19 protein-coding genes are annotated in these 21,285 nt (G+C 46.4%); 7 read left to right on the forward strand and 12 right to left on the reverse strand.

Annotation, left to right across the window (positions count from 1 at the left end):
• Positions 1–9 precede the first annotated feature (9 nt).
• From prpC to INR79_RS10110, 4 genes are all read right to left on the reverse strand, one after another.
• A complete protein-coding gene (gene prpC, locus INR79_RS10095; protein WP_223093970.1) occupies positions 10–1,140 on the reverse strand; it encodes a 2-methylcitrate synthase in 1,131 nt (376 codons plus the stop codon).
• Between the two features lie 101 nt (positions 1,141–1,241).
• Positions 1,242–2,144, reverse strand: coding sequence for a methylisocitrate lyase (gene prpB / locus INR79_RS10100; protein ID WP_223093972.1), 903 nt, complete (start codon positions 2,142–2,144; stop codon positions 1,242–1,244).
• Positions 2,141–2,821 carry a GntR family transcriptional regulator gene (locus tag INR79_RS10105; RefSeq protein WP_223093974.1) on the reverse strand — a complete coding sequence of 227 codons (681 nt, stop codon included), beginning with the start codon at positions 2,819–2,821 and terminating at the stop codon, positions 2,141–2,143. Before INR79_RS10105 ends, prpB begins: the two co-directional genes overlap by 4 nt.
• 217 nt (positions 2,822–3,038) lie before the next feature.
• Positions 3,039–3,350, reverse strand: coding sequence for a hypothetical protein (locus INR79_RS10110; protein WP_223093976.1), 312 nt, complete (start codon positions 3,348–3,350; stop codon positions 3,039–3,041).
• Between the two features lie 226 nt (positions 3,351–3,576).
• Between INR79_RS10110 and INR79_RS10115 the strand changes: the two genes are divergently transcribed.
• From INR79_RS10115 to INR79_RS10125, 3 genes are all read left to right on the forward strand, one after another.
• Complete coding sequence (locus tag INR79_RS10115; protein WP_223093978.1) at positions 3,577–4,548, forward strand: tripartite tricarboxylate transporter substrate binding protein; 972 nt, start codon at positions 3,577–3,579, stop codon at positions 4,546–4,548.
• Positions 4,549–4,778: 230 nt separating this feature from the next.
• On the forward strand, positions 4,779–5,258 hold the full coding sequence (locus tag INR79_RS10120; protein WP_223093980.1) for a tripartite tricarboxylate transporter TctB family protein: 480 nt from the start codon (positions 4,779–4,781) through the stop codon (positions 5,256–5,258).
• Positions 5,259–5,267: 9 nt separating this feature from the next.
• Complete coding sequence (locus INR79_RS10125; protein ID WP_004405853.1) at positions 5,268–6,803, forward strand: tripartite tricarboxylate transporter permease; 1,536 nt, start codon at positions 5,268–5,270, stop codon at positions 6,801–6,803.
• 144 nt (positions 6,804–6,947) lie between these two features.
• On the opposite strand, the gene INR79_RS10130 is transcribed toward INR79_RS10125, so the two are convergent.
• The 5 genes from INR79_RS10130 to INR79_RS10150 form a co-directional block, all read right to left on the reverse strand.
• Positions 6,948–8,159 (reverse strand): DUF3644 domain-containing protein, encoded by a 1,212-nt coding sequence (locus tag INR79_RS10130; RefSeq protein WP_223093981.1) that lies wholly within the window; start codon positions 8,157–8,159, stop codon positions 6,948–6,950.
• Positions 8,160–8,715: 556 nt separating this feature from the next.
• Positions 8,716–10,842 (reverse strand): methyl-accepting chemotaxis protein, encoded by a 2,127-nt coding sequence (locus INR79_RS10135; RefSeq protein ID WP_223093983.1) that lies wholly within the window; start codon positions 10,840–10,842, stop codon positions 8,716–8,718.
• Positions 10,843–11,145: 303 nt separating this feature from the next.
• Complete coding sequence (locus INR79_RS10140) at positions 11,146–12,108, reverse strand: sugar ABC transporter ATPase (protein WP_045966637.1); 963 nt, start codon at positions 12,106–12,108, stop codon at positions 11,146–11,148.
• A gap of 70 nt (positions 12,109–12,178) precedes the next feature.
• Complete coding sequence (locus INR79_RS10145; RefSeq protein ID WP_004399284.1) at positions 12,179–12,865, reverse strand: response regulator; 687 nt, start codon at positions 12,863–12,865, stop codon at positions 12,179–12,181.
• A complete protein-coding gene (locus INR79_RS10150; RefSeq protein WP_223096988.1) occupies positions 12,862–14,421 on the reverse strand; it encodes a sensor histidine kinase in 1,560 nt (519 codons plus the stop codon). Before INR79_RS10150 ends, INR79_RS10145 begins: the two co-directional genes overlap by 4 nt.
• A 217-nt stretch (positions 14,422–14,638) precedes the next feature.
• On the opposite strand from INR79_RS10150, the gene INR79_RS10155 reads away from it, so the two are divergent.
• Genes INR79_RS10155 through INR79_RS10170 form a run of 4 tightly spaced genes read left to right on the forward strand, consistent with a single transcriptional unit; the run spans position 14,639 to position 19,320 of the window.
• Complete coding sequence (locus INR79_RS10155) at positions 14,639–16,039, forward strand: TolC family protein (RefSeq protein WP_223096990.1); 1,401 nt, start codon at positions 14,639–14,641, stop codon at positions 16,037–16,039.
• Complete coding sequence (locus INR79_RS10160) at positions 16,036–17,019, forward strand: HlyD family secretion protein (RefSeq protein ID WP_223093985.1); 984 nt, start codon at positions 16,036–16,038, stop codon at positions 17,017–17,019. The genes INR79_RS10155 and INR79_RS10160 overlap by 4 nt, the downstream gene beginning before the upstream one ends.
• Before the next feature lies 1 nt (position 17,020).
• Positions 17,021–18,169, forward strand: a complete 1,149-nt coding sequence (locus INR79_RS10165; protein WP_223093987.1) for an ABC transporter permease — start codon at positions 17,021–17,023, stop codon at positions 18,167–18,169.
• Positions 18,166–19,320: an ABC transporter permease gene (locus tag INR79_RS10170; RefSeq protein ID WP_223093989.1), complete on the forward strand. Its 1,155-nt coding sequence runs from the start codon at positions 18,166–18,168 to the stop codon at positions 19,318–19,320. The genes INR79_RS10165 and INR79_RS10170 overlap by 4 nt, the downstream gene beginning before the upstream one ends.
• A 54-nt stretch (positions 19,321–19,374) precedes the next feature.
• Here INR79_RS10170 and INR79_RS10175 read toward each other — a convergent pair whose 3' ends face one another.
• The 3 genes from INR79_RS10175 to INR79_RS10185 form a co-directional block, all read right to left on the reverse strand.
• The gene (locus tag INR79_RS10175; RefSeq protein WP_223093991.1) at positions 19,375–20,130 is read right to left on the reverse strand and encodes a chromosome partitioning protein ParA; all 756 of its coding nucleotides are present in this window, start codon (positions 20,128–20,130) and stop codon (positions 19,375–19,377) included.
• Positions 20,131–20,144: 14 nt separating this feature from the next.
• Positions 20,145–20,303: a hypothetical protein gene (locus INR79_RS10180; protein ID WP_223093993.1), complete on the reverse strand. Its 159-nt coding sequence runs from the start codon at positions 20,301–20,303 to the stop codon at positions 20,145–20,147.
• A gap of 196 nt (positions 20,304–20,499) precedes the next feature.
• On the reverse strand, positions 20,500–21,234 hold the full coding sequence (locus INR79_RS10185) for a beta-ketoacyl-ACP reductase (RefSeq protein WP_223093995.1): 735 nt from the start codon (positions 21,232–21,234) through the stop codon (positions 20,500–20,502).
• Between the last annotated feature and the right edge of the window lie 51 nt (positions 21,235–21,285).

Below are 21,285 nucleotides of genomic sequence, written 5' to 3' on the forward strand. Positions count from 1 at the left end.
CCTTAAATTCTATTGACGCTGGTCGATTGGCAGCCATTCTTGATGTTCTGGACCGATATAATCGGCACTTGGGCGAATGATTCGGTTGTTCTCCCGCTGTTCAAACACATGCGCACACCAACCTGTCAGTCGGCTCATGACAAAAATCGGGGTAAACAGCTTGGTGGGAATGTCCATAAAGTGGTAAGCAGAAGCATGGAAAAAGTCGGCATTACAAAACAAATCTTTTTCGCGTTTCATAACCGATTCAACCCGCTCGCTCACGGCGTAAAGGCGAGTATCCCCGACCGCGTCTGATAGCTTTTTCGACCAAGCTTTAATCAGCGCATTACGTGGGTCGCTCTCGCGGTATATGGCATGACCGAAGCCCATGATTTTCTCTTTACGCTCCAGCATGCCAAGAATTTCTCGCTCTGCCTCTTCAGGGGTTTGCCAGTTTTCGATCATCGCCATAGCAGCTTCATTTGCGCCACCATGTAATGGACCTCGCAAAGTGCCAATCGCACCCGTCACGCAGGAATGAATGTCCGACAAAGTCGATGCACATACCCTTGCGGTAAAGGTTGAGGCATTAAACTCGTGCTCGGCATACAGAATAAGAGAACAGTGCATCACCTGCTTGTGCAGGTCAGAGGCAGGTTCATCGGTCAGCATTTTGAGAAAGTAGCCGCCGATACTGTCTTCTGAGCGATCTTCGGTATCAATTCTTATTCCATCGTGAGAATAGCGATACCAGTAACAAATAATGGCTGGAAAAAGCGCCAGCATTCTTTCGGTCGCAGAAAGCTGGTCGTCAAAGGTGTTTTCGGTTTCGAGGTTCCCTAACACAGAGCACCCCGTCCTCATGACATCCATGGGATGCGCTTCGGCAGGCAAAAGCTCCAGCGCTTCTTTTAGTGGTTCTGGTAAGCCACGCAATAAACGGAGTAACTCCTTATACTCGCTAAGCTCTTGCCGATTCGGCAGCTTTCCGCGCAACAGCAAATACGCAACTTCTTCAAACTCCGCATGGTTGGCAAGATCGGTAATGTCGTACCCGCGGTAGGTTAAGCCTGTTCCGCTTTTTCCTACGGTACACAGTGCAGTAGAACCCGCACTCTGCCCCCGCAGCCCTGCGCCGCCAAGTGGTTTATCTGTCATGACAGACTCCTTGTCATTGTGGCTTTTGCCCAATCCTTATATTTTTAGGTTGATTGGTGCGCCAGCCGCTTCACGTTATTGGATTTGAGTGGGTCGAAACCCTATTTTTCTGCGAACAGCTCGTCTAGCTTGTCCTCATAGTCGTGGTAATTTAGGTGTTGATATAACTCTTTTCGAGTTTGCATTTGGTCAACCAATGCTTCTTGATTGCCTTCATTTAATAGATGGGAATAGACCATTTCTGCTGCTTTATTCATGGCACGGAAAGCGCTGAGAGGGTAAAGCACCATGTCCACTGAATGCTCTGCCAGTTCCTGCCCACCAAAAAGCGGGGTTTGACCAAACTCCGTAATGTTGGCCAAAATTGGGATAGATTCCCCAAAGTGACGTCGTAACGCATCTGAAAGCACCCGATATTGGTCTAGTTCTACGAATGCTTCTGGGAACAACATATCAGCGCCCGATTCCACATAAGCTATGCAGCGCTCAATTGCACTGTCCATTCCTTCTACTGCGAGTGCATCGGTTCTTGCCATAAGAACAAAGTTAGAATCGGTTTTGGCATCCACTGCAGCTTTGATGCGATCCGTCATTTCATTTGTGGTCACAATGGCTTTGTTTGGTCGGTGACCGCATCGCTTTTGAGCAACCTGATCTTCCATATGTACTGCCGCCGCGCCTGCTTTCTCCATCGACTTGATAGTGCGCGCGATATTAAATGCGCCACCAAACCCGGTATCGATATCCACCAACAAAGGCAAATCGCAAGCGTTAGTGACGCGCTCCACATCCACCAGCACATCGTTAAGTGTGGTGATGCCAAGATCGGGCAAACCATAGGAAGCATTGGCAATGCCACCGCCAGACAAATAGATCGCCTGATGCCCGGTATTCTTCGCCATCATGGCGCAATACGCATTGATGGTGCCGACAATTTGCAGTGGGTGATGGTTTTCGACTGCTAAGCGAAACTTCTTCCCTGGTGAGGCTTTCTCTTCCGTCATGCTTCACTCTCTTGTTGAATTTGTTGTTCGATAAGCTGGCGGCTGCACGAGATGTGTCTTCTCATCAGCATTTCCGCTAACTCTTCGTCTCGGTTTTGAATGGCTTTGAGTATGAATTTATGTTCTTCCAGCGCTTGTTCGGGGCGAGAATGCGAGCGTGGAGACTGGTATCGGTACATCCGAAGCAGATGATACAGCTCATCGCAAAGTAAGGTGACAAGCTTGCTGTTTCGGCTGGCTTTAATAATCCGGTAATGGAAGTCGAAATCGCCATGCTGGTGGAAGTAAGAAGACCCCTCTACCTGTTCGATGTGATCGGAATGTGTCGACAATAATTGACTCAAACCTTCGATTTCTTCGTCTGTGATGTATCTCGCCGCTAACCTCGCCGCCATGCCTTCTAGAGCCTCACGCACTGCATAAAGCTCCGACAAATGAGTAAGGGAGATGTGAATAACGCGAGCCCCAACATGAGGAATTCGCTCTATCAACCCCAGACCTTCCAGCCTCATGATGGCTTCACGCAACGGCCCTCGGCTCACATTAAAGCGCTTTGCCAGTTCGGGTTCCGAGATTTTGCTGCCGGGAGCAATCTGCCCTTCAACAATCGCTTCCACCAAGCTACTGGTGAGGTTTTCTGATTTGGTGGCTTCTTTTTCTGGTGCTTCTATCGACATTTCAATCTCAATATTGTCAACAATCTACATATTTAGATCAAAATTTAGCCACCAAAAGCTATTAGATCAAGCGGATTGTCGACAATTTAGACTAATGTCGAATAAGCGACCTAATTTAACTTGCGTGTTTTGAGAAATGAAACGAGAGGTTTGTATGAAGAATTAGAAAAACAACCGTACTCGGTGTTTACGAGTACGGCTAACAGGTAGGAAATGACTATTTTCTATCAGCGGGTATTTCCATGACACCAGTGTGTCCTATTGAAATCAATCCATTTACTTGTAGAGATCCAACTATCAATCCAAGTATCGCAGCAACGCAAAGAACAACAATTAGCGACTTTTTCCCATATTTTGCAACAAACGCCACCAATATAAGAGCTAGTACAAATGGAGCAATTTGTAATAAGTGTGGTCGAGCATTCAAACTAACCAACCACACACCTGCCACAATTGAAAGCCACGAAATAAGATAAACAAGATTAAACAACAACATCTCTCCATAAGCTATTTTTTCTATTTTATACATACAGTTACACGTCACCATACTCATCGTTCCTATGATGCGATCAATCTAACTATAATTCTCGTGAACAATATGAACTTAATTCATTTTTTGTTTTTTATTCTTTTTAAGTCTTCTATCTGGGCAATATCGGTCACGCACATTAAGTTAACAACCAGCCCTAAATGGCAACATAAACATAACAATTAATCTCATCAAAGAATGAGTTTAACCACATAAGGAACGTGACATGATAAAGGTACTGAGACCCACATTTGCCGCTGCAGCGATAGCCGCAAGCTTTTCTTTCGGCGCATTTGCAGCAGACATGGAGAAGATCCACTTCTTGATCCCTGGCGGTGCTGGTGGCGGTTGGGATATGACCGCGCGTGGTACGGGTGATGCATTGGTAAAATCTGACATTGTCGACAAAGTTTCATTCCAAAACCTGTCTGGTGGCGGCGGCGGTAAAGCCATTGCGCACCTTATCGAAACGGCGGAGCGTCAAGAAGACACTCTTATGGTGAACTCTACACCCATCGTTATTCGCTCGTTAACAGGTATTTTCCCTCAATCTTTCCGTGACCTTACCCCTGTTGCAGCCACCATTGCAGATTACGGTGCGATCGTGGCACCTGCCGATTCCAAGTACAACGACTGGAAAGAAGTAGTTGCGGATTTCAAAGACAATCCTCGTAAAGTAAAAATTGCTGGTGGATCTGCACGCGGCAGCATGGACCATCTTGTCGTAGCAGCGGCATTTAAAGGCGAAGGATTTGATGCCAAAGCGGTTCGTTACATTGCCTACGATGCTGGCGGTAAAGCAATGGCTGCCCTACTTTCTGGCGAAACTCAGCTTCTGTCTACCGGTTTAGGTGAAGTACTGGAAATGTCGAAAAACGGTCAGGTAAAAATCTTAGCGGTAACGGCTCCTAAGCGTCTTCCTGCTGCACCTGAAGTTCCGACATTGACGGAATACGGTAACGAAACAGTATTTGCAAACTGGCGTGGCTTCTTTGCAGCACCGGGCACAACACAAGCCAAGATTGATGAGTACAACGAGGCACTGTCTAAGATGTACACCACTAAAGAGTGGGCAACCGTTCGTAACCGTAATGGCTGGATCGACAACTACAAGCCAGACCAAGACTTTTACAAGTTCCTGGAAGATCAGGAAAAACAAATGGGTTCACTAATGCGTGAACTTGGTTTCCTGAAGTAAAGCATTTACCAATCCGTTGAGAGGCGTAGAGAAAACCTAATAGGCTGTAGTTTATTCTGCTCTTTAAAATGGATTGGTAGCCCCTTTGCCGCGTACGCTGTAAAACGCCAAACTCCTTTGTTTATTTAGTTATCCCTCAAGTGGTGCTGCTTTATCGGTTTCATCACAACTAAATTGATTAACTAGGCGTATGCGGCTCTTTTCCTTACATCAAAACAAAGGATTGAGCTATGTCTGCTAAGCCCACCAACTTATTTTGTCGTGACCGCGTGGGTGCGATGATCTTTCTGGTCGTATGTTTATGTTACGGCTATCAAACCACGCAAATCCCTATGTTCCCCGGTGATGAGTACGAACCCTTTACCGCTCGCACCCTCCCTACTCTTCTGACGGCTGTCGGTGTCATTCTGTCCCTGATGCTTCTTGTGACTGCGCAGCCAGACGAAGAAAGTGTTGCAACCCTTGGCTTCAACTGGAAATTGCTGATCGGCTTTTTAGTGTTGATGGCAATGTATGGCGTAGGTCTGACTTACGTGGGTTTCGTGCTCGCCACTGGTTTCTTCCTGATGATCGGTTTCTACCTGTTGGGTGAAAGAAGAAAATCCATTCTGTTTGGTGCTTCATTCCCGTTCGTCATCGCGTTCTATTTGTTGCTGACACAAGGCTTAGATATCTATCTAGAGCCCGGTGTTCTGTTTTCTATCTGGTAGGAGAATGACATGTTAGATGGAATTTTAGCGGGTCTCTCTACCGCAGTAATGCCAATGAACATCATGATGGTGATCGTTGGCTGTTTTGTGGGTACCTTTATCGGCATGTTGCCCGGTCTTGGCCCTATTTCGGCTATCGCGCTGATGATCCCAATCAGTTACGGTCTTGACCCTGCTTCCGGCTTGATTCTGATGGCAGGCGTCTATTACGGCGCCGTATTTGGTGGTTCAACTTCATCAATCTTAATCAACGCTCCGGGTTGTTCTTCTACCGTGGTTACGGCATTCGACGGCTACCCAATGGCGCAGAAAGGCATGGCAGGTAAAGCTCTGGCACTCGCCGCTTACTCGTCTTTTACTGGAGGTACGCTGTCCGCCATCATGCTTTTGGTTGCGGCTCCTGCCCTGGCAAGCGTTTCTTTAAGCTTTCAGTCGTCTGACTACTTTGCCTTGATGCTTCTTGGCTTGTCTGCCGTTGCTGCCTTTGCTGGAAAAGGACAAGTGTTGAAAGCTTGGATGATGACCATTCTTGGCTTGATGTTGTCTACCGTGGGCATCGACAAAGGTGTCGGCGTGGAACGGTTTACCTTTGGGTTAACAGACCTGATGGATGGCTTTAGCTTCTTGTTGCTTGCTATGGCGACTTTCGCTCTGGGTGAAACCCTTATGGGCATCCTAAAACCGCAGAAGGATACTCGTGCTGAAGAAAGCAACCAGCTCGACAACTTAGGCAGCATGAAAGTCACTAAAGAAGAAGTAAAAGAAGTCGCACCTGTATCTCTGCGATCTTCATTTCTTGGCTTCTTTACCGGCGTTCTTCCGGGTGCCGGAGCCACAATCGCAGCCTTCCTGAGTTACGGTATGGAGCGTAACCTGGCACCAAAAGAAAAACGTGAGGAATTTGGTAAAGGCAGTATCCGTGGTCTGGTTGCGCCTGAATCGGCGAACAACGCGGCATCTAGCGGCTCGTTCGTTCCTCTGCTTACGTTGGGTATTCCGGGCTCAGGTACTACTGCAATCATGCTGGGTGCTTTGATTGCTTACGGTATTCAGCCGGGTCCTCGCTTGTTTGTGGATCACCCAGATGTATTCTGGTCGGTCATCATCTCCATGTACTTTGGTAACATCGTATTGGTGATCTTAAACCTGCCACTAATCCCGTACATCTCTAAACTGTTGATGGTGCCTCGTACCGTACTTCTTCCAATGATTCTGTTCTTCTCAATCACTGGTGTGTACTTGGTGTCCTTCAATACGGTGGACGTGTTTATCATGCTACTGGTCGCAATGGCGGCGATTGCTCTGAGGTTGGCGAACTTCCCGCTCGCTCCGTTATTGCTCGGGTTTATCTTGGGGGGATTGATGGAAGAGAACTTGCGTCGTGCCCTGATGATCAGTGACGGTGAGTTGAGCTTCTTATGGGAGCGCCCAATCACAGCTGTATTCGCTTGTCTGGCGGTTGCTGTATTGCTTGGTCCTATTGCGGCGAAGTTCATCAATTACCTAAAACAGCGCAATGTAGCAAACCCTACTCATCAAGATTAATCATCGAAATGAGTGCAAAACAAAGGCTTCTGGAAAACCAGAAGCCTTTTTATTTTTGAAAAGCAGAAATTAGTTGAGAACAAATTTTTGAGTGTAGGTGGACTTTTCTTGTAAAGATGAGTAAATTCAAAGTTCCTCGAGTTATTAAGCTTTTTTCCGTTTGTTTCGGTAGCTTTTTAATGCACCATCCAGCCAATTTTCCTGATTGAGATTATTTACAAACCACTCAATGAAAGCTTCGGAATACCTATGACGTCCATCTAATTCATAATGATAATTGGAGCGCTTAGCTTTTTGGGTTTTGTTCTTTTTAACAACAGCTTGAAACGAATAACTCGTAATTTTGACTATATTCTGACGAAGATTAATCTCTTCGATAGCCGTTTTTTGATGGTATGGATGGGTTATATCTGGATCTTTTGTTTCTCTAATTATAATGGCTCTCTCACCACTATCACTTAATGATAATGACAGGTCACTTGCAGAAGACTTTTTAGTCAATGCTAGCTTGTAATCTACAGAAATAGAAAATTCATCCGAATCACATTCACGAGCCATTTCTGTGAACTTACCAAGAAACTCTTTAACTTGACTTGCCGTTAGCTCACCGTAGGTTTCCTTAATTACCGCTACTTCAGGTTCACTGCCATCAACGATGAGGCTCAATAAACCTACGCTCTGACCTGCTAATGGGCTATTACCCATTAACGCTTTATACCTGTTTTGGTAATTCAGTACTGTAGCTTGAAACAAACGAGACAATTGTGGTTGTAGCTCAGGAATGAGTAGATGAATTGCATGATCCCTTAAATCGATTAAGATTTCTAAATTTTTAGCTACATTATCAGATGACTCGATAAGCTTACACATGGCTTCTCGAATACTTATGCTAAAGTCGCCTTCTTTGAAAATGCATGCAGCACCATCCCTCTTTGCAAGTTCTGACTTAAGCATGAGTTCCCAAGCATTTACCATCATAATAGTAAATGCTTCGACGCGATTTCCTAGCGTAGGACGGTTGTAAACTTCAAGCGCTAGTGTAAAGGCGTCATGACTTCGTTTAATGAGCTGATCCGATAAAATTTCGTCAGGTGATTTAGAATGGGTGTTTAGGCTTTGAGACATTAGCCTCAAAAACTCATCATTTGAAAGTTGGCTAATACCACAGCATTTCCACAAAGAACGGTTCACTTTTACAACATAACCACCTTTGAGCTTTTCATTGAAGTATTTATTTACAGAACTAACACTATAACCAACCGACTCTGCCACTTCTTTTGCCGTAAATTCAGAGCCCTTCTCTTCCAGATTTCGAAGTACTTCCAGTAATTGCAGAAGCATACCCTTTCTGACCATGTAGATTTTCCTCCAAAAGCTTAACCCGTCCCACAAACAGCCACACAACATAAATAAATCGGTATATCTAAAAAACTTATCCACATGTAAATATTGATATTTTTACTTTGATTACATTTGTAGAAAGTGGGAAAAGCCGCAAATTGTATAGGTTTTAAGTAAAAATCGTATTATTCAAATTTTTGACCTAACTAATTCGTAAAACAGTTCTAGTCTTACCTTCATAAGCCAGCAAAAACATAATCAACAACGCTCATAAACCTACCACAATGCCATTACAAAAAGAAATGAAATTCCTAGCATTTAATTCAACTAAAACTCAAAATGCGAGCTTAATATGTAATAATTAATAAACTTCTAAACTTCATGTTCGCAGAACAATTGAGAACGATATTTTTCCCTGCCCTTACTGGTCACAAGCAGGTTTTCAACGAATACAAAAAAACGTCATAGATGTATGACATGAAAAAGGCTTCTGGGAAACCAGAAGCCTTTCGTGTGATAGATGAACAATGGAACTTAGCTAGTTCTTCCAATGGTTATCGAGCTATCATTGTTACACTTTAAACTGGCTGACCAGCGTTTGTTGCAGATGCGACATCTCAGTAATTTCGGATACGACTGAGTCGGACGACTGTGCCTGATTTAATATATCCGCGCTAAGATCTCGGATGTTTGCGATGTTGAGGTTCACTTCGCTGGATACCTGCTGCTGTTGCTCGGTTGCATTCACGATCTGGTTATTCATTTCGGTGATAGCCTGAATCGCCGACTTTATCGATTCCAATTCATTCACAGCGTTGCGAACGTAGACAGAGGTATTATTGGCAAGGTCGTTTCCTTCCTGAATCGCACTGACCACGTCTTTGGTGCCAAGTTCGACTTTGCCAATGACTTCGCGAATTTCTCCTACCGATTCCTGAGTGCGACTCGCCAGGCTTCGAACTTCGTCTGCCACCACTGCAAATCCTCGTCCATGCTCACCTGCCCTTGCTGCTTCTATCGCCGCATTCAAAGCTAACAAATTGGTTTGCTCGGATATCCCTTCTATCACAGTCAGGATCTCAGTAATGCTGGCGTTGTTGCTTGCCAAAGCTTCTACTGTGGGTACAGCGGTTTGCATCTTCTCCACCAACCTGGTCATTTCGCTGTAAGATTTCTCAACCACTTCATGACCAGAAACGGCTGCGACACTCGCCTGATTGGCTGCATCAGCCGCTGAATGAACATTTTGCGCCACGACGGTCGCGGTTTGCGTCATTTCTTCGGAAGCCGTTGCCACTAAGTCCGTTTCTTTAAACTGGGAGTCACTGCTGTCCCGGATGACTGTGGCAGAACGTTTCGACTGTTCAATCAGCTCTCCCACCACTTCCGTCGTATTGACCAGATCCCGGATGATCGTCTGCAGCTTTTCTAAAAACTGATTAAATTCTGAGGACAGTTGACCGATTTCGTCGTTAGACGTGACTTTTAAGCGCTGCGTTAGATCCCCTTCTCCCGACGCAATGTCATGGAGCCGAGCGACAACTTCACGTATAGGTTTTACCAAGCGAGATGAAGATACGCTAATCACGACCAAACCAATGACGACAAATAAAGCACCAAAAGAGATTTCAGTAACAATGCCAGCTTCAACCAGCCCCTTGATAACTGCGTCCAGAGCGTTCGCATCAGCTAGAACGCTGTCTTTTGGTACGTCTATCAACACACCCCAGCTCTGATTGGCAATTTGAATAGGAGAGAAAACTGTTAGCCAGTTTTCATCTTTGCTCCAACTGACCTGGCTTTGATTTCCATACAAGAAATCGGTCATTTTGCTGTCTGATACGTGATTGCTTTTGTAAGGAAAACCGACTTTGTCGGGCATCACATCGCTGGCGATAAGCGTGCCATCCAAGGAAACAATCGCGATCTCACCCTGCCCGTCAAACAGGGCTTCGTCCGCTTCTGAAATGGATTGATTAAGCTGGTCCAAGCTTAAATTGATGCCGAGTACACCCACCAGTTCATCGTCTCTTTTTAACGGGACAGAAATGGAAGCTGTAAGCGCACCTTGTTCAGAAATTTTGGGGCTCGACACGCACGCGCCGCCAGTATTGAGTGGGCATGAATACTTCTCGCCGTTGGCTGGATCGGAGAGTTCATTCTCCCCTATCAGTCGTACTACGGCTTTGTCGCCCTCTTTGCTTTTTGCCCAATACGGGGAAAAACGTCCGACTTCGTTAGAGCCAAGTTCACCGGCGTTTTTGTAATACTTGTCTTCTCCGTCAACCTTGTCGACTTCGAATACCAGGTACGCTCCCTGAATCGTAGGAAACTGATTAACGGCACGCTCCACCAGTTCGTTCAGCGCATTACGCAGCACTTCACTGGCAGTAAAGTTTTCTTGTGCGTTTTGGATCAGAAACAGCGCACTGTCACCGAGCATTTCTGCGCGGTAAGTAGCTTCATCTAAATATTTCTGGACTTGGGCAGCGTTAGATCGGGATTCGGCGTTCAATAGCTGCTGAGATTTTAATACAACGGACTCAGTACTTTTCCCTTTGATGACGGTTTGATTTTGAATTGCGTTAAAAACTGAAAAACCAATCAAGGCAATCGAAGTCAGTACCAAACATACCCCAGACAACAGGGTGATTTTCCATTGTACAGACAACGAACTTCGCTTGCGTAGATCGCTCATTTGTAACTCCTAGGCGTTTAACGGTTTAGCCCGAAGGCTGAAATAATGTTTGTTAAATACGCCTTTGTGCCTGAAGCAAAACTTCGTCACTTCAAGCACACACCTACGACATTGGTCTTTGCCTCTGTCTCGATGATCGGTGCTTTCAGCACTGAACACCTAGGTGCCACTCCTTTGTTTACATCACAGGTTTTCCCTGCTTATTTATGTTTTACACTATGTTAACACTATGACTCATCAGAACCATGACGTGTGTATGAAAACTGCGAGGAATAAATCATAATTCTTTAACTAGCAGCTCAATCATTTTCGCATTTCGGCATTTTTCTCAATATCACTCGGTACTTGTAGCTGCCAGCGTTCCAGTTCTGTCTGGCTAAAGATAAACGCGCCTTTCTTCGGGGTCGTGATCGTTGGCATGTTTCCCTTTTCATTAAACTGATTAATCAGCTTCGCCACTTCAATACCCTGTTCTAACGCGCTGATGCTTAACCCACCAATCGCCTTACCCGGACCAACTGAATAGGACCAAAACGCAAAAATGGGTAACGGCGAGTTTTCACTCGTCCATGCACTCACTTCATCCAGAGAATAGTGCTTACCAGACTCATCTTTTAAAGCGGCATAATTGGCGATGATGATGGCGTCGTAGCCCTGATTCTTGGATTCCAACACGTTACTTTCCCAACTCTCGTAATTAGGGACCAGGCTGGTGTGAACGGTAATCCCGTTGATATCCTGATTGAGTTTATTGCTGAAAGAGGTCTCCAGTATGGCGTGTGAGGTTGCGGCATCGTCCATCAATACGCGTATGTTTTTCACCTCTGGCAGTACTTTGCTGATCATATACACCGAGCGTTTCATCAAGGGTCGTTCGAGTACCCCAGAAATAGTGGGCGTGATTGAAATGTAGTTTCTCGGATTTGCGTTAATACCTAGAAAGAAAGTCGGAATTTTGTTGTCTATCAGGCGAGGACCTAAATACTTGAGGGCGTTGTCGTCGGACACCACAACAACATCAGGATCATGTTGCTGGATAAACTCCCACGCTTTATCTGCGATTGCAGGAAATTGCTCGGCGGGTTTGCGCTTAGTATCCATCTGGAAGTCATGGATCGTCATCGCACCTATTTCGCTCTCGAACCCTTCCCGATACTCTTTGACCCAAGGATACTCAAAGTGATAGCTGTGAATAAAAACGAGCTCCTTAGCAAAGCCCGGAAAAGCAAAGAGTAATGCCAGAAGAACAACGATGTGATTTCTCATATAAAAGCCCTAACGTTATGTCTTTTACAAGTTTAGACAAAAAGTCAGGGCTCATAAGATTTGATGAAAGTTAGCGTAGAATTTTTCGGTAGGTTCTCTCTGGTCTTCCGACTGAGCCGTAATGAACATCGGCTTCAAGTTCGCCGGAACTGATCAGATATTCGAGATAACGTCTGGCTGTGGTGCGGCTGGCACCGATTCTCACCCCGGCTTCATCCGCCGTGAGCTGGGTATCCCCCACGAAGAGATGGCGGATTTTATCCAGTGTTACACCATCAATCCCCTTAGGCAGGCGATTGTTTGCGGGCTCTTGTTGCGAACTGGATTGCAGCATTTTGTCCACCAGCTTCTGATCAAGATCCGACACCGTTTCCAGCTCTTGTTTTTGTGCCTGATATTTCTTTAACGCCGCTTCTAAACGGGAAAAAATCACCGGTTTCAGTAAGTAATCGACCACACCACCCCGCATGGCTTCCTGCAGCGTGTCCACATCTCTCGCGGCGGTGACAAGAATAACGTCACAATGCTGTTTTTGCTGACGAACCTGTCGAAGGATCTCCAGCCCGTTGCCGTCTGGCAGATAAACGTCGAGTATGACCAGTTCTGGTTGCAACAGTTCAAGCTGCATTTCGGCTTCGGTTTGAGAAGTGGCGATACCAACCACTTCATAACCGCCAATCTGATTCAAGTACCTGTTGTGCACCTCAGCAATGCCCTCATCGTCCTCGATGATCATTACCTTCGTACTCGTCGTCATTTTCTTTTGTCCTTTGGTATATACACCGTCGCTCTTGCTCCCTGAGTCGGACCATTTCCCAGCTCCAGCTGTCCGCCATACTGGCTGACTAACTTGCTGACCAGATAAAGCCCCACGCCCCTGTTGGCTTTCGCCTTGCTGGAAACGCCTTTCTCTATCAGTCTGGATACGTTAATGTCTTCTGGCAAACCACATCCTGTGTCTTCCACTTCCAGAATGATTTCTGTCCCGTAGTCACTGATGGATACAAACACATTGCTTGCCACTCTATTCTCGCGTTCTGCGATCATGGCATCGAATGCGTTGTCGATTAAATTCCCCAGAATCGTGACCAGATCATCTGCAATGATATTTTCAGGCAACTGCTCTAATCGTGTACCAGCATCAATTTCCAGCATAAGACCGAGTTCACGGGCACGCTCTGTTTTTCCCAAGAGTAAGCCAGCTACTAATGGATCTTTCACTGCATCTCGGATAAAGCCAATTAACGCCTGATAATGTGCGGTTTCCTGTCCTATCAGTTTCTGAACCTGTTCGGTTTCTCCTAACTGAACCAGCCCACTGATGGTGTTGAGTTTATTTCTGTGTTCGTGAGTTTGTGACCGAAGCATATCGGCGTATTCACGGGTTTGAGAAAGTTGTTTGGTCAGCTCGGTTATTTCGTCCCTTCGACGGAAACTGGACACGGCTCCGACCACTTCGCCCTTGACTATAATGGGGTTTCGGTTGGCAACAATGCGCTGATCATTCAAATAGAGATCTATGTCATGCTGAGGCTCTTTGGTTGCTAGAATATCCACCAAATCGCTATCGGGAAGGACATCTTTCATCGGCAGATTCAGCACATTCTCTCGGTCGATTTTGAGTATTTCACACGCACTTTTGTTGATTGATCGAACGGTTCCGGCATTGTCGATGCTGATAACGCCTTCCTTGATGGTACTCATGGTGACATCCAGTTCGACATACAGTCGTCCTATCTCCTCAGGTTCAAATCCAAGAATGGCTTTTTGAAAACGTCGGGACGCATAGTTTGATAACACAGCATTGGCGATCACTACCAGCAAAGCCATGGCAATTAGAAACGCTAAATAAGGTTCAATTCTGTCTTGCAGACTGTCGAGCAAATACCCAACAGAAACAACCCCGATGATGTTTCCATGTTGATCAATGACAGGGGTTTTACCCCGAACCGATTTACCTAACGAACCCTCGGCATAAGACACATAAGACTGACCAAGTTCCAGTGCTCTTGCGTTATCGCCCCCTTTCATCGGCTTGCCAACGCGCTCTTCAACTGGGTGAATCAATCGAATGCCTTCTTTATTACCAATTACAATGAAAGTTGCACCGATCAGTTCCGTAAGCTCTCGAAATTCAAGTGGTAATTCTCCCACCTGCTCACTTTCGACCATGTCTACAACGGAACGTGACTGCGCCAGAAACTGCGCAATGCCAAGTGCTTTGTAGCCCATTTCTTCTTGCTGGGAATGCTTAATATAGGCGAATCCCGCCGCGGTCAGGATAAGTAGCTCAATCAACCCCGACAAAGTCATGATAATCAATAACCTGCGGCGAAAGCTCAGATTTTTCCAACTAAACAAAATCGTCCCTCTTAATTTCAGCACATAACTTTAACAAACTCGAAACATCGCTTCCGTTAGTCACCGCAAGAATTTGAACTTCAGACCTTTTGCTAAGTATAGGATCCAGTTGCACAGCTATTTTTTAGAGTATAAACTCTAATTCAAATTTTAAGTGGTAAGTTTAATGATGAACAAAAGACCTCTGGTTGTACTTTTGGGCGCACTTCTCACCCAGCCTCTGTCGGCATTTGCTCAACCCGTCAACTTTGATCAGGCTTGGCAAATCGTTCAGCAGCAGAGCGACTCCCTTTCCGCCTCTCAAGCCAACCTAGAACGCTACCAACATTTACAGGCATCCAAAGACAGCCTTAACCTGCCAAAGGTAACGCTTTCAGCGAATTACACCCGACTGGATGACGATGTAACCCTCTCTGCGCACCAAATTGCCGAGAGCTCCAACGTCGACCTTTCTGGATTAGCCCATATGCTGCCGCCAAGTGTAATTCAGAGCTTAGGTGGTGCTACATCGACCATTACTGAAAAAGACATTTTCTCCTCCTCCATTCGAGCGGTATGGCCGATTTTTACTGGCGGCAAAATCACTGCAGCTCAGGAAATCGCAAAAGGGCAAACCGAAGAAGCTCGTAGCCAGTTAGAAATGGAACGTCAGGCAAAATATGAAGATCTGACCAAGTTCTATTTCAGTGTGGTTTTAGCAGAGAAAGTGGTCGAAACACGTCAGGCGGTTGAAAAAGGATTAGAAAAACACCGCGACTTTGCATTGAAAATGGAGAAGCAGGGTCAGATAGCGAAAGTCGAGCGCTTGCAGGCAGAAGCCTCCTTCGATAAAGCCAAAGTCGACAGGAAAAAAGCTGAGCGCGATCTTGAAATTGCCAAAACCGCGTTAGCGAAACTATTGAATGTCGACAGCGTCGAGCTGGACAGCCAGCTTTTCATCAACGATGCCTTGCCGCCGCTTTCTGCATTCGTTGATCAAACTCTGAACACCTACCCGGGTTTGCAGCTTCTGGATGCCAAAGCGCAGCAGGCAAGCAACCTGGTTAAAGCCGAAGACGGCAAGTACTACCCCAACGTTTACCTGTACGGGAACTACACAGTATACGAGCACGAAAGCCTTGCCAGTCAGATGAAACCAGACTGGATGGTCGGCGTGGGTGTGAGCATTCCTCTTATTGATTCTTCTGGTCGCTCCGATCGCTCTCAGGCAGCGCACAGTGCAGTCCAGCAGGTGCAGTACCTCAAAGCGCAAGCCAAAAAAGACTTGCAGGTGCTGGTCGAAAAAACCTATCTGGAAGCCGAACAGGCTAAAGAAGAAGTTAACGGGCTCGATTCCAGCCTGAATCTGGCGGAAGAGAACCTCAAACTTCGTCAGCGGGCATTTTCACAAGGTTTATCCAACTCTCTGGAAGTGGTCGATGCTCAGCTTTATCTGGCGAGCATTCGTACTCAACAGCATGCCGCTCGTTTCAACTACCTGATTGCCTTAAATAAACTGCTTGCCCTGAGCAATGAAATGAACACCTTCGAACAATACGAAAACCGAGCTATTTTGGAGAACCATTCATGAAAAAAAATCTATTAAAACCTGTGGTCGCGGGCATTGTTGCCTTGGGTTTGGGTGGATGGCTGGTTCACAGCTTTAACGTCGCATATGAAGAACAGCCGATGCGTTTGCAAGGGCAGATCGAAGCGCAGCAGTACAACATCTCCTCCAAAGTGGCAGGTCGTATTGATAAGGTGATGGTGCGCAAAGGTGATGAAGTGGCAAATGGCGATCTTATTTTCACTATCTATAGCCCTGAACTGGATGCGAAGCTTGAACAGGCTCTGGCAAGTAAAGAAGCCGCTGGCGCGCTGGCAGAAGAAGCCGAAAAAGGGGCGAGAGAGCAACAGATTCAGGCATCGAAAGACCAGTGGCAAAAAGCCAAAGCCGCATCTGATTTGATGGAAAAGACCTACAACCGAATCAATAACCTGTACAAAGACGGCGTTGTGGCGGAGCAAAAAAGGGACGAAGCGCTAACCCAGTGGCAAGCAGCAAAATACACCGAAAGCGCGGCTTACCAGATGTACGAATTGGCGAAAGAAGGAGCGCGAGATGAAACCAAACGCGCGGCAGCCGAAAAAGCCAGAATGGCGGCTGGCGCAGTCGCAGAGGTAGAAGCATTTGCCGCCGACACCAAAATTCGTAGCTGGTTTAAGGGTGAAGTGTCTCAGGTATTGCTTAGCCCGGGAGAACTGGCACCGCAGGGCTTCCCTGTTGTCACTGTATTGGACATGCAGGACGCATGGGCAGTATTTAACGTTCGCGAAGATAAGCTAAGCCAATTTACGAAAGGCACAGAATTTGTTGCCAATGTTCCGGCACTTGGCAAAGACGTGACGTTCAAAGTCTCTCACGTGGCGGTTATGGGCGATTTTGCCACCTGGCGTTCGACCGATTCCAGCCAAGGCTTTGACATGCGAACTTTTGAGGTAGAAGCTCGCCCGGCAGAACCAGTGGAAGGACTGCGCATGGGCATGAGCGTGGTTATCGAGAATCTCTAATATGAATACGCTCACCCGATTATCGGGGCAATTGGAGATCGTTAAAGCAGACAAGTGGCTCTTGTCTGCCATGACCTGGATTCCACTCGTTGTCGCTTTTATCATTTGGGCGGTGTTCGCTCAGGGATTGGCTCGCGACCTCAAGATTGGCATCGTTGACTTAGACAATACCGCTTTTTCTCATCAGCTTATCAGGCATTACGACGCCTCTCCGAGCCTGAAAATCACGGCTAGTTATCCAGATACCTTGTCTGCCAGTCAGGCACTCACATCCGGAGACATCTACGGTTATGTGGTGATCCCACGTAATAGCTTTAAGCAAACCGCATTAAACCAACCGCCGCAAGTGTCTGCCTTCGTCAATACGCAGTACATTCTGATTGGTCGGCTGATCAATTCAGCACTGCTGCAAGCTCAAGGCACGTTTAACGCGAAAGTTGAAGCAGGTAAAGCCTTGGCTAAAGGTGACACCACACCCTCACAGGCATTGGGAAGCGCCCTGCCCAGCCGCAGCCAGATTACCCCTTTGTTTAATAGCAATACTAACTACAGCCAGTTTTTGCTTGGCGCCGTTGTCCCCGCTATCTGGCAGATCGCCATAGTGGTAGGCACGGTTATGGTATTGGCTGCGAATCTGCGCTTGCGGGGACCAGCACAATGGTTGGGGCAGTCGCCTGTTCGCCACGTGATGAGTTCACTAGCCCCTTACTTTCCGGTGTTTATGCTGCAAGGGTTGGGCATGCTGGCGTGGTTTTACCTTGGTTTGAAGTGGCCGTTTCACGGTAACGTTGCGGTGTTGTTTATCGCTCAAGTTCTGATGGTGCTGGCTTGTATGATTATGGGGAGCCTGTTTTTCTTCATAAGTTTGGATGCGACTCGTGCAACGAGTTTTGCCGGCGCATTCACTGCCCCTAGCTTTGCGTTTATGGGCATTACCTTCCCTGTGACTGAAATGAATCAATGGGCGCAGGCATGGCGATCAATGCTCCCTGTCAGTCATTACATCGAAGCCCATGTTTACCAGTCTAATTACGGAGCAAGCTTTCTCGATACACTGAACGAGCTGGTTCCAATGTTGGGTTACCTTATCCCATTCGTGATGTTACTCATTCTTATCAAGAAGAAATCAAAGCAGGTGGTATTGCGATGAATGTATTCCAGTTGATCCGTGATGAGCTAAAAGCCATCTTCAGCCACCCTGCAATTGTTCTAACCGTATTTGGCGGTACACTTTTTTATTCATTTCTCTACCCACTACCTTACGCTAATCAGGTTGCGCAGGAGCAACAGATTACGGTTGTGAATTTAGACAAAAGCCAAACCAGTTATCAGCTAGAACGCATGGTGGATGCCACACCACAGGTGAGCATTGTATCCAGAACCCATACAGTTGAAGACGCAAAGGCGCAATTTCTGGCTCACGAAGTCAGTGGTATTTTGGTGATTCCTGAGCATTTCTACCGCGATATGATGCTGGGTAAAAGCCCAGTGCTTTCTTACGCTGGCGATGCATCTTACTTCTTAGTTTTCGGCACTGTAGTCGAGGGGTTAGCTCAGGCTTCCGGTACCCTGGCGGCGAAAGCTAAAGTGGCTAAATTGGTTTCCGATGGCTTGCCTTTGTCTCAAGCCGCTGAGCTCTATTCTCCGGTGCATCTGAACTTAAAGCCGACGTTCAACCCTGAAATGGGCTATGTCGATTACGTCGTTCCTGCTGTGTTTGTGTTGATTCTACACCAGACACTGATCATGGGGACTGGCATCCTGACGGCAAGCCAGAGAAACCGAAAAGGCTATTGGAACGAGTATTCTGCCACTGAGCTGACTCTAACGAGAATCGTGATCTTTGGTCTACTCTATGTTGCGCTTAGCCTGTATTACTTTGGTTTTAGCTTCAACTTCTATGAGATCAATCGACTGGCAGGTATTGGTGATTTGTTTATCTTACTTGTACCATTTCTGATTGGAGCGGGCTCGATTGGCATTGTGCTGGGGGGTATTCTGCCTCGCGTTGAGTTGGTGACACTGTTGGTTTTGGTCAGTTCAATGCCATTGATATTTACGGCTGGGTTTATCTGGCCTTTGGAAAGTATCCCTGCTCCACTGGTCTGGCTGGCGAACGTTTTGCCAAGTTCACCTGCCATTCAAGGCTTTTTGAAAATCAACCAGATGGGTGCAGAAATATGGCAGATAAAAGACGTGGTCGCACAGCTCTGGATTTTAGCGGCGATATGGAGCTTTCTCGCCTGGTTGAAACTCAAAATGCAACCACTCCCGATAAAGCAGTCACCTTTGATAAATTAACGGCTTAAAACGAAGAAACCCACCAAATGGTGGGGTTCTTCCTATTTCATATCATCAGTTGCCTAGACCCAGTCCTTCAGACAAAGCTTTGATTTGTTCAAGATCCAATCGGTGAACTTCGATCATTTGTGTTATCTGGCTCAGTTTGGAATTCACATCATCACTGCGATCACACGCGTCCGACGAGGCATCCCATGAAGTGCCCGCCAAAAATTCATCACATTCTTTGGCAAGTTTTTCTTTTTGAGGCAATAGCTCTTTTTGCTCTTTTAACAGGCTTTCCAGTTCCTGACGAATGGCCATTTCACGCTGGAACACTTCGCGAGAACGCTCGAATACTGACGCCTGCAAATCTGCCTGCCGATTCAACCTTTGATTCGAAATCCCCAGCTCTTCTAATTGTGAGCCCTGCTGAGCGATTAAAGCTTCCTGCTCTAAGTTCACCTTTTCAAGTTCGGTGACAGTGGTTTCTAATTCTTTTATCTGAGCTTCGTATTTCTCAGTGATTTCATCTGACTGGTTGTTTAACTCTACTTTTAAAGATTCGGATGTATCCTTATCGTAGTTGTCTAACTGCAATTTCAACTGCGCTTTTTCGCCTTCCAGCGCTTGAAGTTTTTCTTCCTGAGAAAGGTAGGCATCCTGCCAACTGCTTTGAGTCACAACGGCTCCGCCCAAACCACCAATGGCTAAACCCAATACGGCTGCCACTGTGATATAGAGATACGAAGACTTGTTGCGCTCTTCTATGATGACAACTTCTTCTTCCTGATCGTCATCGCGTTCGTCTTGGATATTCTTGTCTACCATTTCTTACTCCGGCGTCATGTGACCAGCTCTGTGACTACGACCGATACAACGTAGATTACAAACCCAATAATTGATGCAAGAATGACGCCCTTTTGTATCTTTTCATTGGTTCTATAGCGAAATAGAAGCACTGCGATGGCTATCAGTGCTGCAATTGCAATTAATCTGGTCATATCTTTCTCCTTACCCTGTGTCTGTTATACCACTTTTTCGGGTAGATAACGTAAACACTCTGTCCGAAAATTTCAGATAGATGGTTGAACTGCTGGGGTTTTGTACGAAGTTAATCTAATAACCGACCAACATTGCCATGTTGATCGGTTTTGATAGAAGCCAGTTGCAATTGAGCTACCGGAATGGAGGAATGGTTTAGATGACTAGCCCACCGTCAATCTTTAGTACCTGCCCCGTAATAAAGCTGGCTTTGTCACTGGCAAGAAACTCGACACCGTTGGTGATGTCTTCTGGAGTCCCCATTCGACCAAGCGGGGTTTTGCCTTTCATCATATCCAGCACCTTTTCAGGCAAATCCGCCGTCATGGGTGTTTCAACAAAACCTGGGGCGACGCAATTTGCTCGAACCTGTGCACCTTTACGAGCAAACTCTTTTGCCCAGCCTTTGGTCATCGCAATCACCCCGCCTTTAGTGGCGGCGTAGTTAGTCTGACCAATGTTCCCATCCGTTCCAACAACCGAAGACATGGTTACAATGGAACCGTGGTTGTTTTCAATCATGATGGGAGCAACTGCCTGAGTCAGATTAAAGACACCTTTCAGGTTCACGTCGATCACCTGATCCCAGTCCTGCTCTGTCAATCTGTCTATCAGACCGTCTCGTGTGATGCCAGCATTGTTAACCAGCACATCAATCCGGCTGAACTCACTGCGAATTTGATCAACCAAAGCGGTTATGGCTTCACGATCGCAGATATTAACGGTGACGGGTTTGACGTTGTTATGAGAAGAAAATGCTTCTTGCAACACCTGTTCATTCATATCAAGGGCATAAACCATCTGTGCACCTTGCTCCGCAAAGCGTTCAACAATGGCTTTTCCTATTCCTTGGGCAGCACCTGTTACAACACATATTTTATTATTTAACATTGAGTGTCCTCTCGTGGGCTAATCCATTCGCATTTCACTGCCAGAGGTCAA

The sequence above is a fragment of the Vibrio sp. SCSIO 43132 genome (assembly GCF_019904195.1).
Taxonomy (GTDB): Bacteria; Pseudomonadota; Gammaproteobacteria; order Enterobacterales; family Vibrionaceae; genus Vibrio; species Vibrio nigripulchritudo.

Excerpts from the sequence above, each read along its gene's own strand:
- INR79_RS10105 (WP_223093974.1), bottom strand. The coding sequence starts at position 2,821 with ATGTCGATAGAAGCACCAGAAAAAGAAGCCACCAAATCAGAAAACCTC.
- INR79_RS10110 (WP_223093976.1), bottom strand. The coding sequence starts at position 3,350 with ATGTATAAAATAGAAAAAATAGCTTATGGAGAGATGTTGTTGTTTAAT.
- INR79_RS10135 (WP_223093983.1), bottom strand. The coding sequence starts at position 10,842 with ATGAGCGATCTACGCAAGCGAAGTTCGTTGTCTGTACAATGGAAAATC.
- INR79_RS10160 (WP_223093985.1), top strand. The coding sequence starts at position 16,036 with ATGAAAAAAAATCTATTAAAACCTGTGGTCGCGGGCATTGTTGCCTTG.
- INR79_RS10180 (WP_223093993.1), bottom strand. The coding sequence starts at position 20,303 with ATGACCAGATTAATTGCAATTGCAGCACTGATAGCCATCGCAGTGCTT.
- INR79_RS10115 (WP_223093978.1), top strand. The coding sequence starts at position 3,577 with ATGATAAAGGTACTGAGACCCACATTTGCCGCTGCAGCGATAGCCGCA.
- INR79_RS10185 (WP_223093995.1), bottom strand. The coding sequence starts at position 21,234 with ATGTTAAATAATAAAATATGTGTTGTAACAGGTGCTGCCCAAGGAATA.
- INR79_RS10175 (WP_223093991.1), bottom strand. The coding sequence starts at position 20,130 with ATGGTAGACAAGAATATCCAAGACGAACGCGATGACGATCAGGAAGAA.
- INR79_RS10155 (WP_223096990.1), top strand. The coding sequence starts at position 14,639 with ATGAACAAAAGACCTCTGGTTGTACTTTTGGGCGCACTTCTCACCCAG.
- INR79_RS10140 (WP_045966637.1), bottom strand. The coding sequence starts at position 12,108 with ATGAGAAATCACATCGTTGTTCTTCTGGCATTACTCTTTGCTTTTCCG.
- INR79_RS10170 (WP_223093989.1), top strand. The coding sequence starts at position 18,166 with ATGAATGTATTCCAGTTGATCCGTGATGAGCTAAAAGCCATCTTCAGC.
- INR79_RS10120 (WP_223093980.1), top strand. The coding sequence starts at position 4,779 with ATGTCTGCTAAGCCCACCAACTTATTTTGTCGTGACCGCGTGGGTGCG.
- INR79_RS10125 (WP_004405853.1), top strand. The coding sequence starts at position 5,268 with ATGTTAGATGGAATTTTAGCGGGTCTCTCTACCGCAGTAATGCCAATG.
- INR79_RS10145 (WP_004399284.1), bottom strand. The coding sequence starts at position 12,865 with ATGACGACGAGTACGAAGGTAATGATCATCGAGGACGATGAGGGCATT.
- prpC (WP_223093970.1), bottom strand. The coding sequence starts at position 1,140 with ATGACAGATAAACCACTTGGCGGCGCAGGGCTGCGGGGGCAGAGTGCG.
- INR79_RS10130 (WP_223093981.1), bottom strand. The coding sequence starts at position 8,159 with ATGGTCAGAAAGGGTATGCTTCTGCAATTACTGGAAGTACTTCGAAAT.
- INR79_RS10150 (WP_223096988.1), bottom strand. The coding sequence starts at position 14,421 with ATGACTTTGTCGGGGTTGATTGAGCTACTTATCCTGACCGCGGCGGGA.
- INR79_RS10165 (WP_223093987.1), top strand. The coding sequence starts at position 17,021 with ATGAATACGCTCACCCGATTATCGGGGCAATTGGAGATCGTTAAAGCA.
- prpB (WP_223093972.1), bottom strand. The coding sequence starts at position 2,144 with ATGACGGAAGAGAAAGCCTCACCAGGGAAGAAGTTTCGCTTAGCAGTC.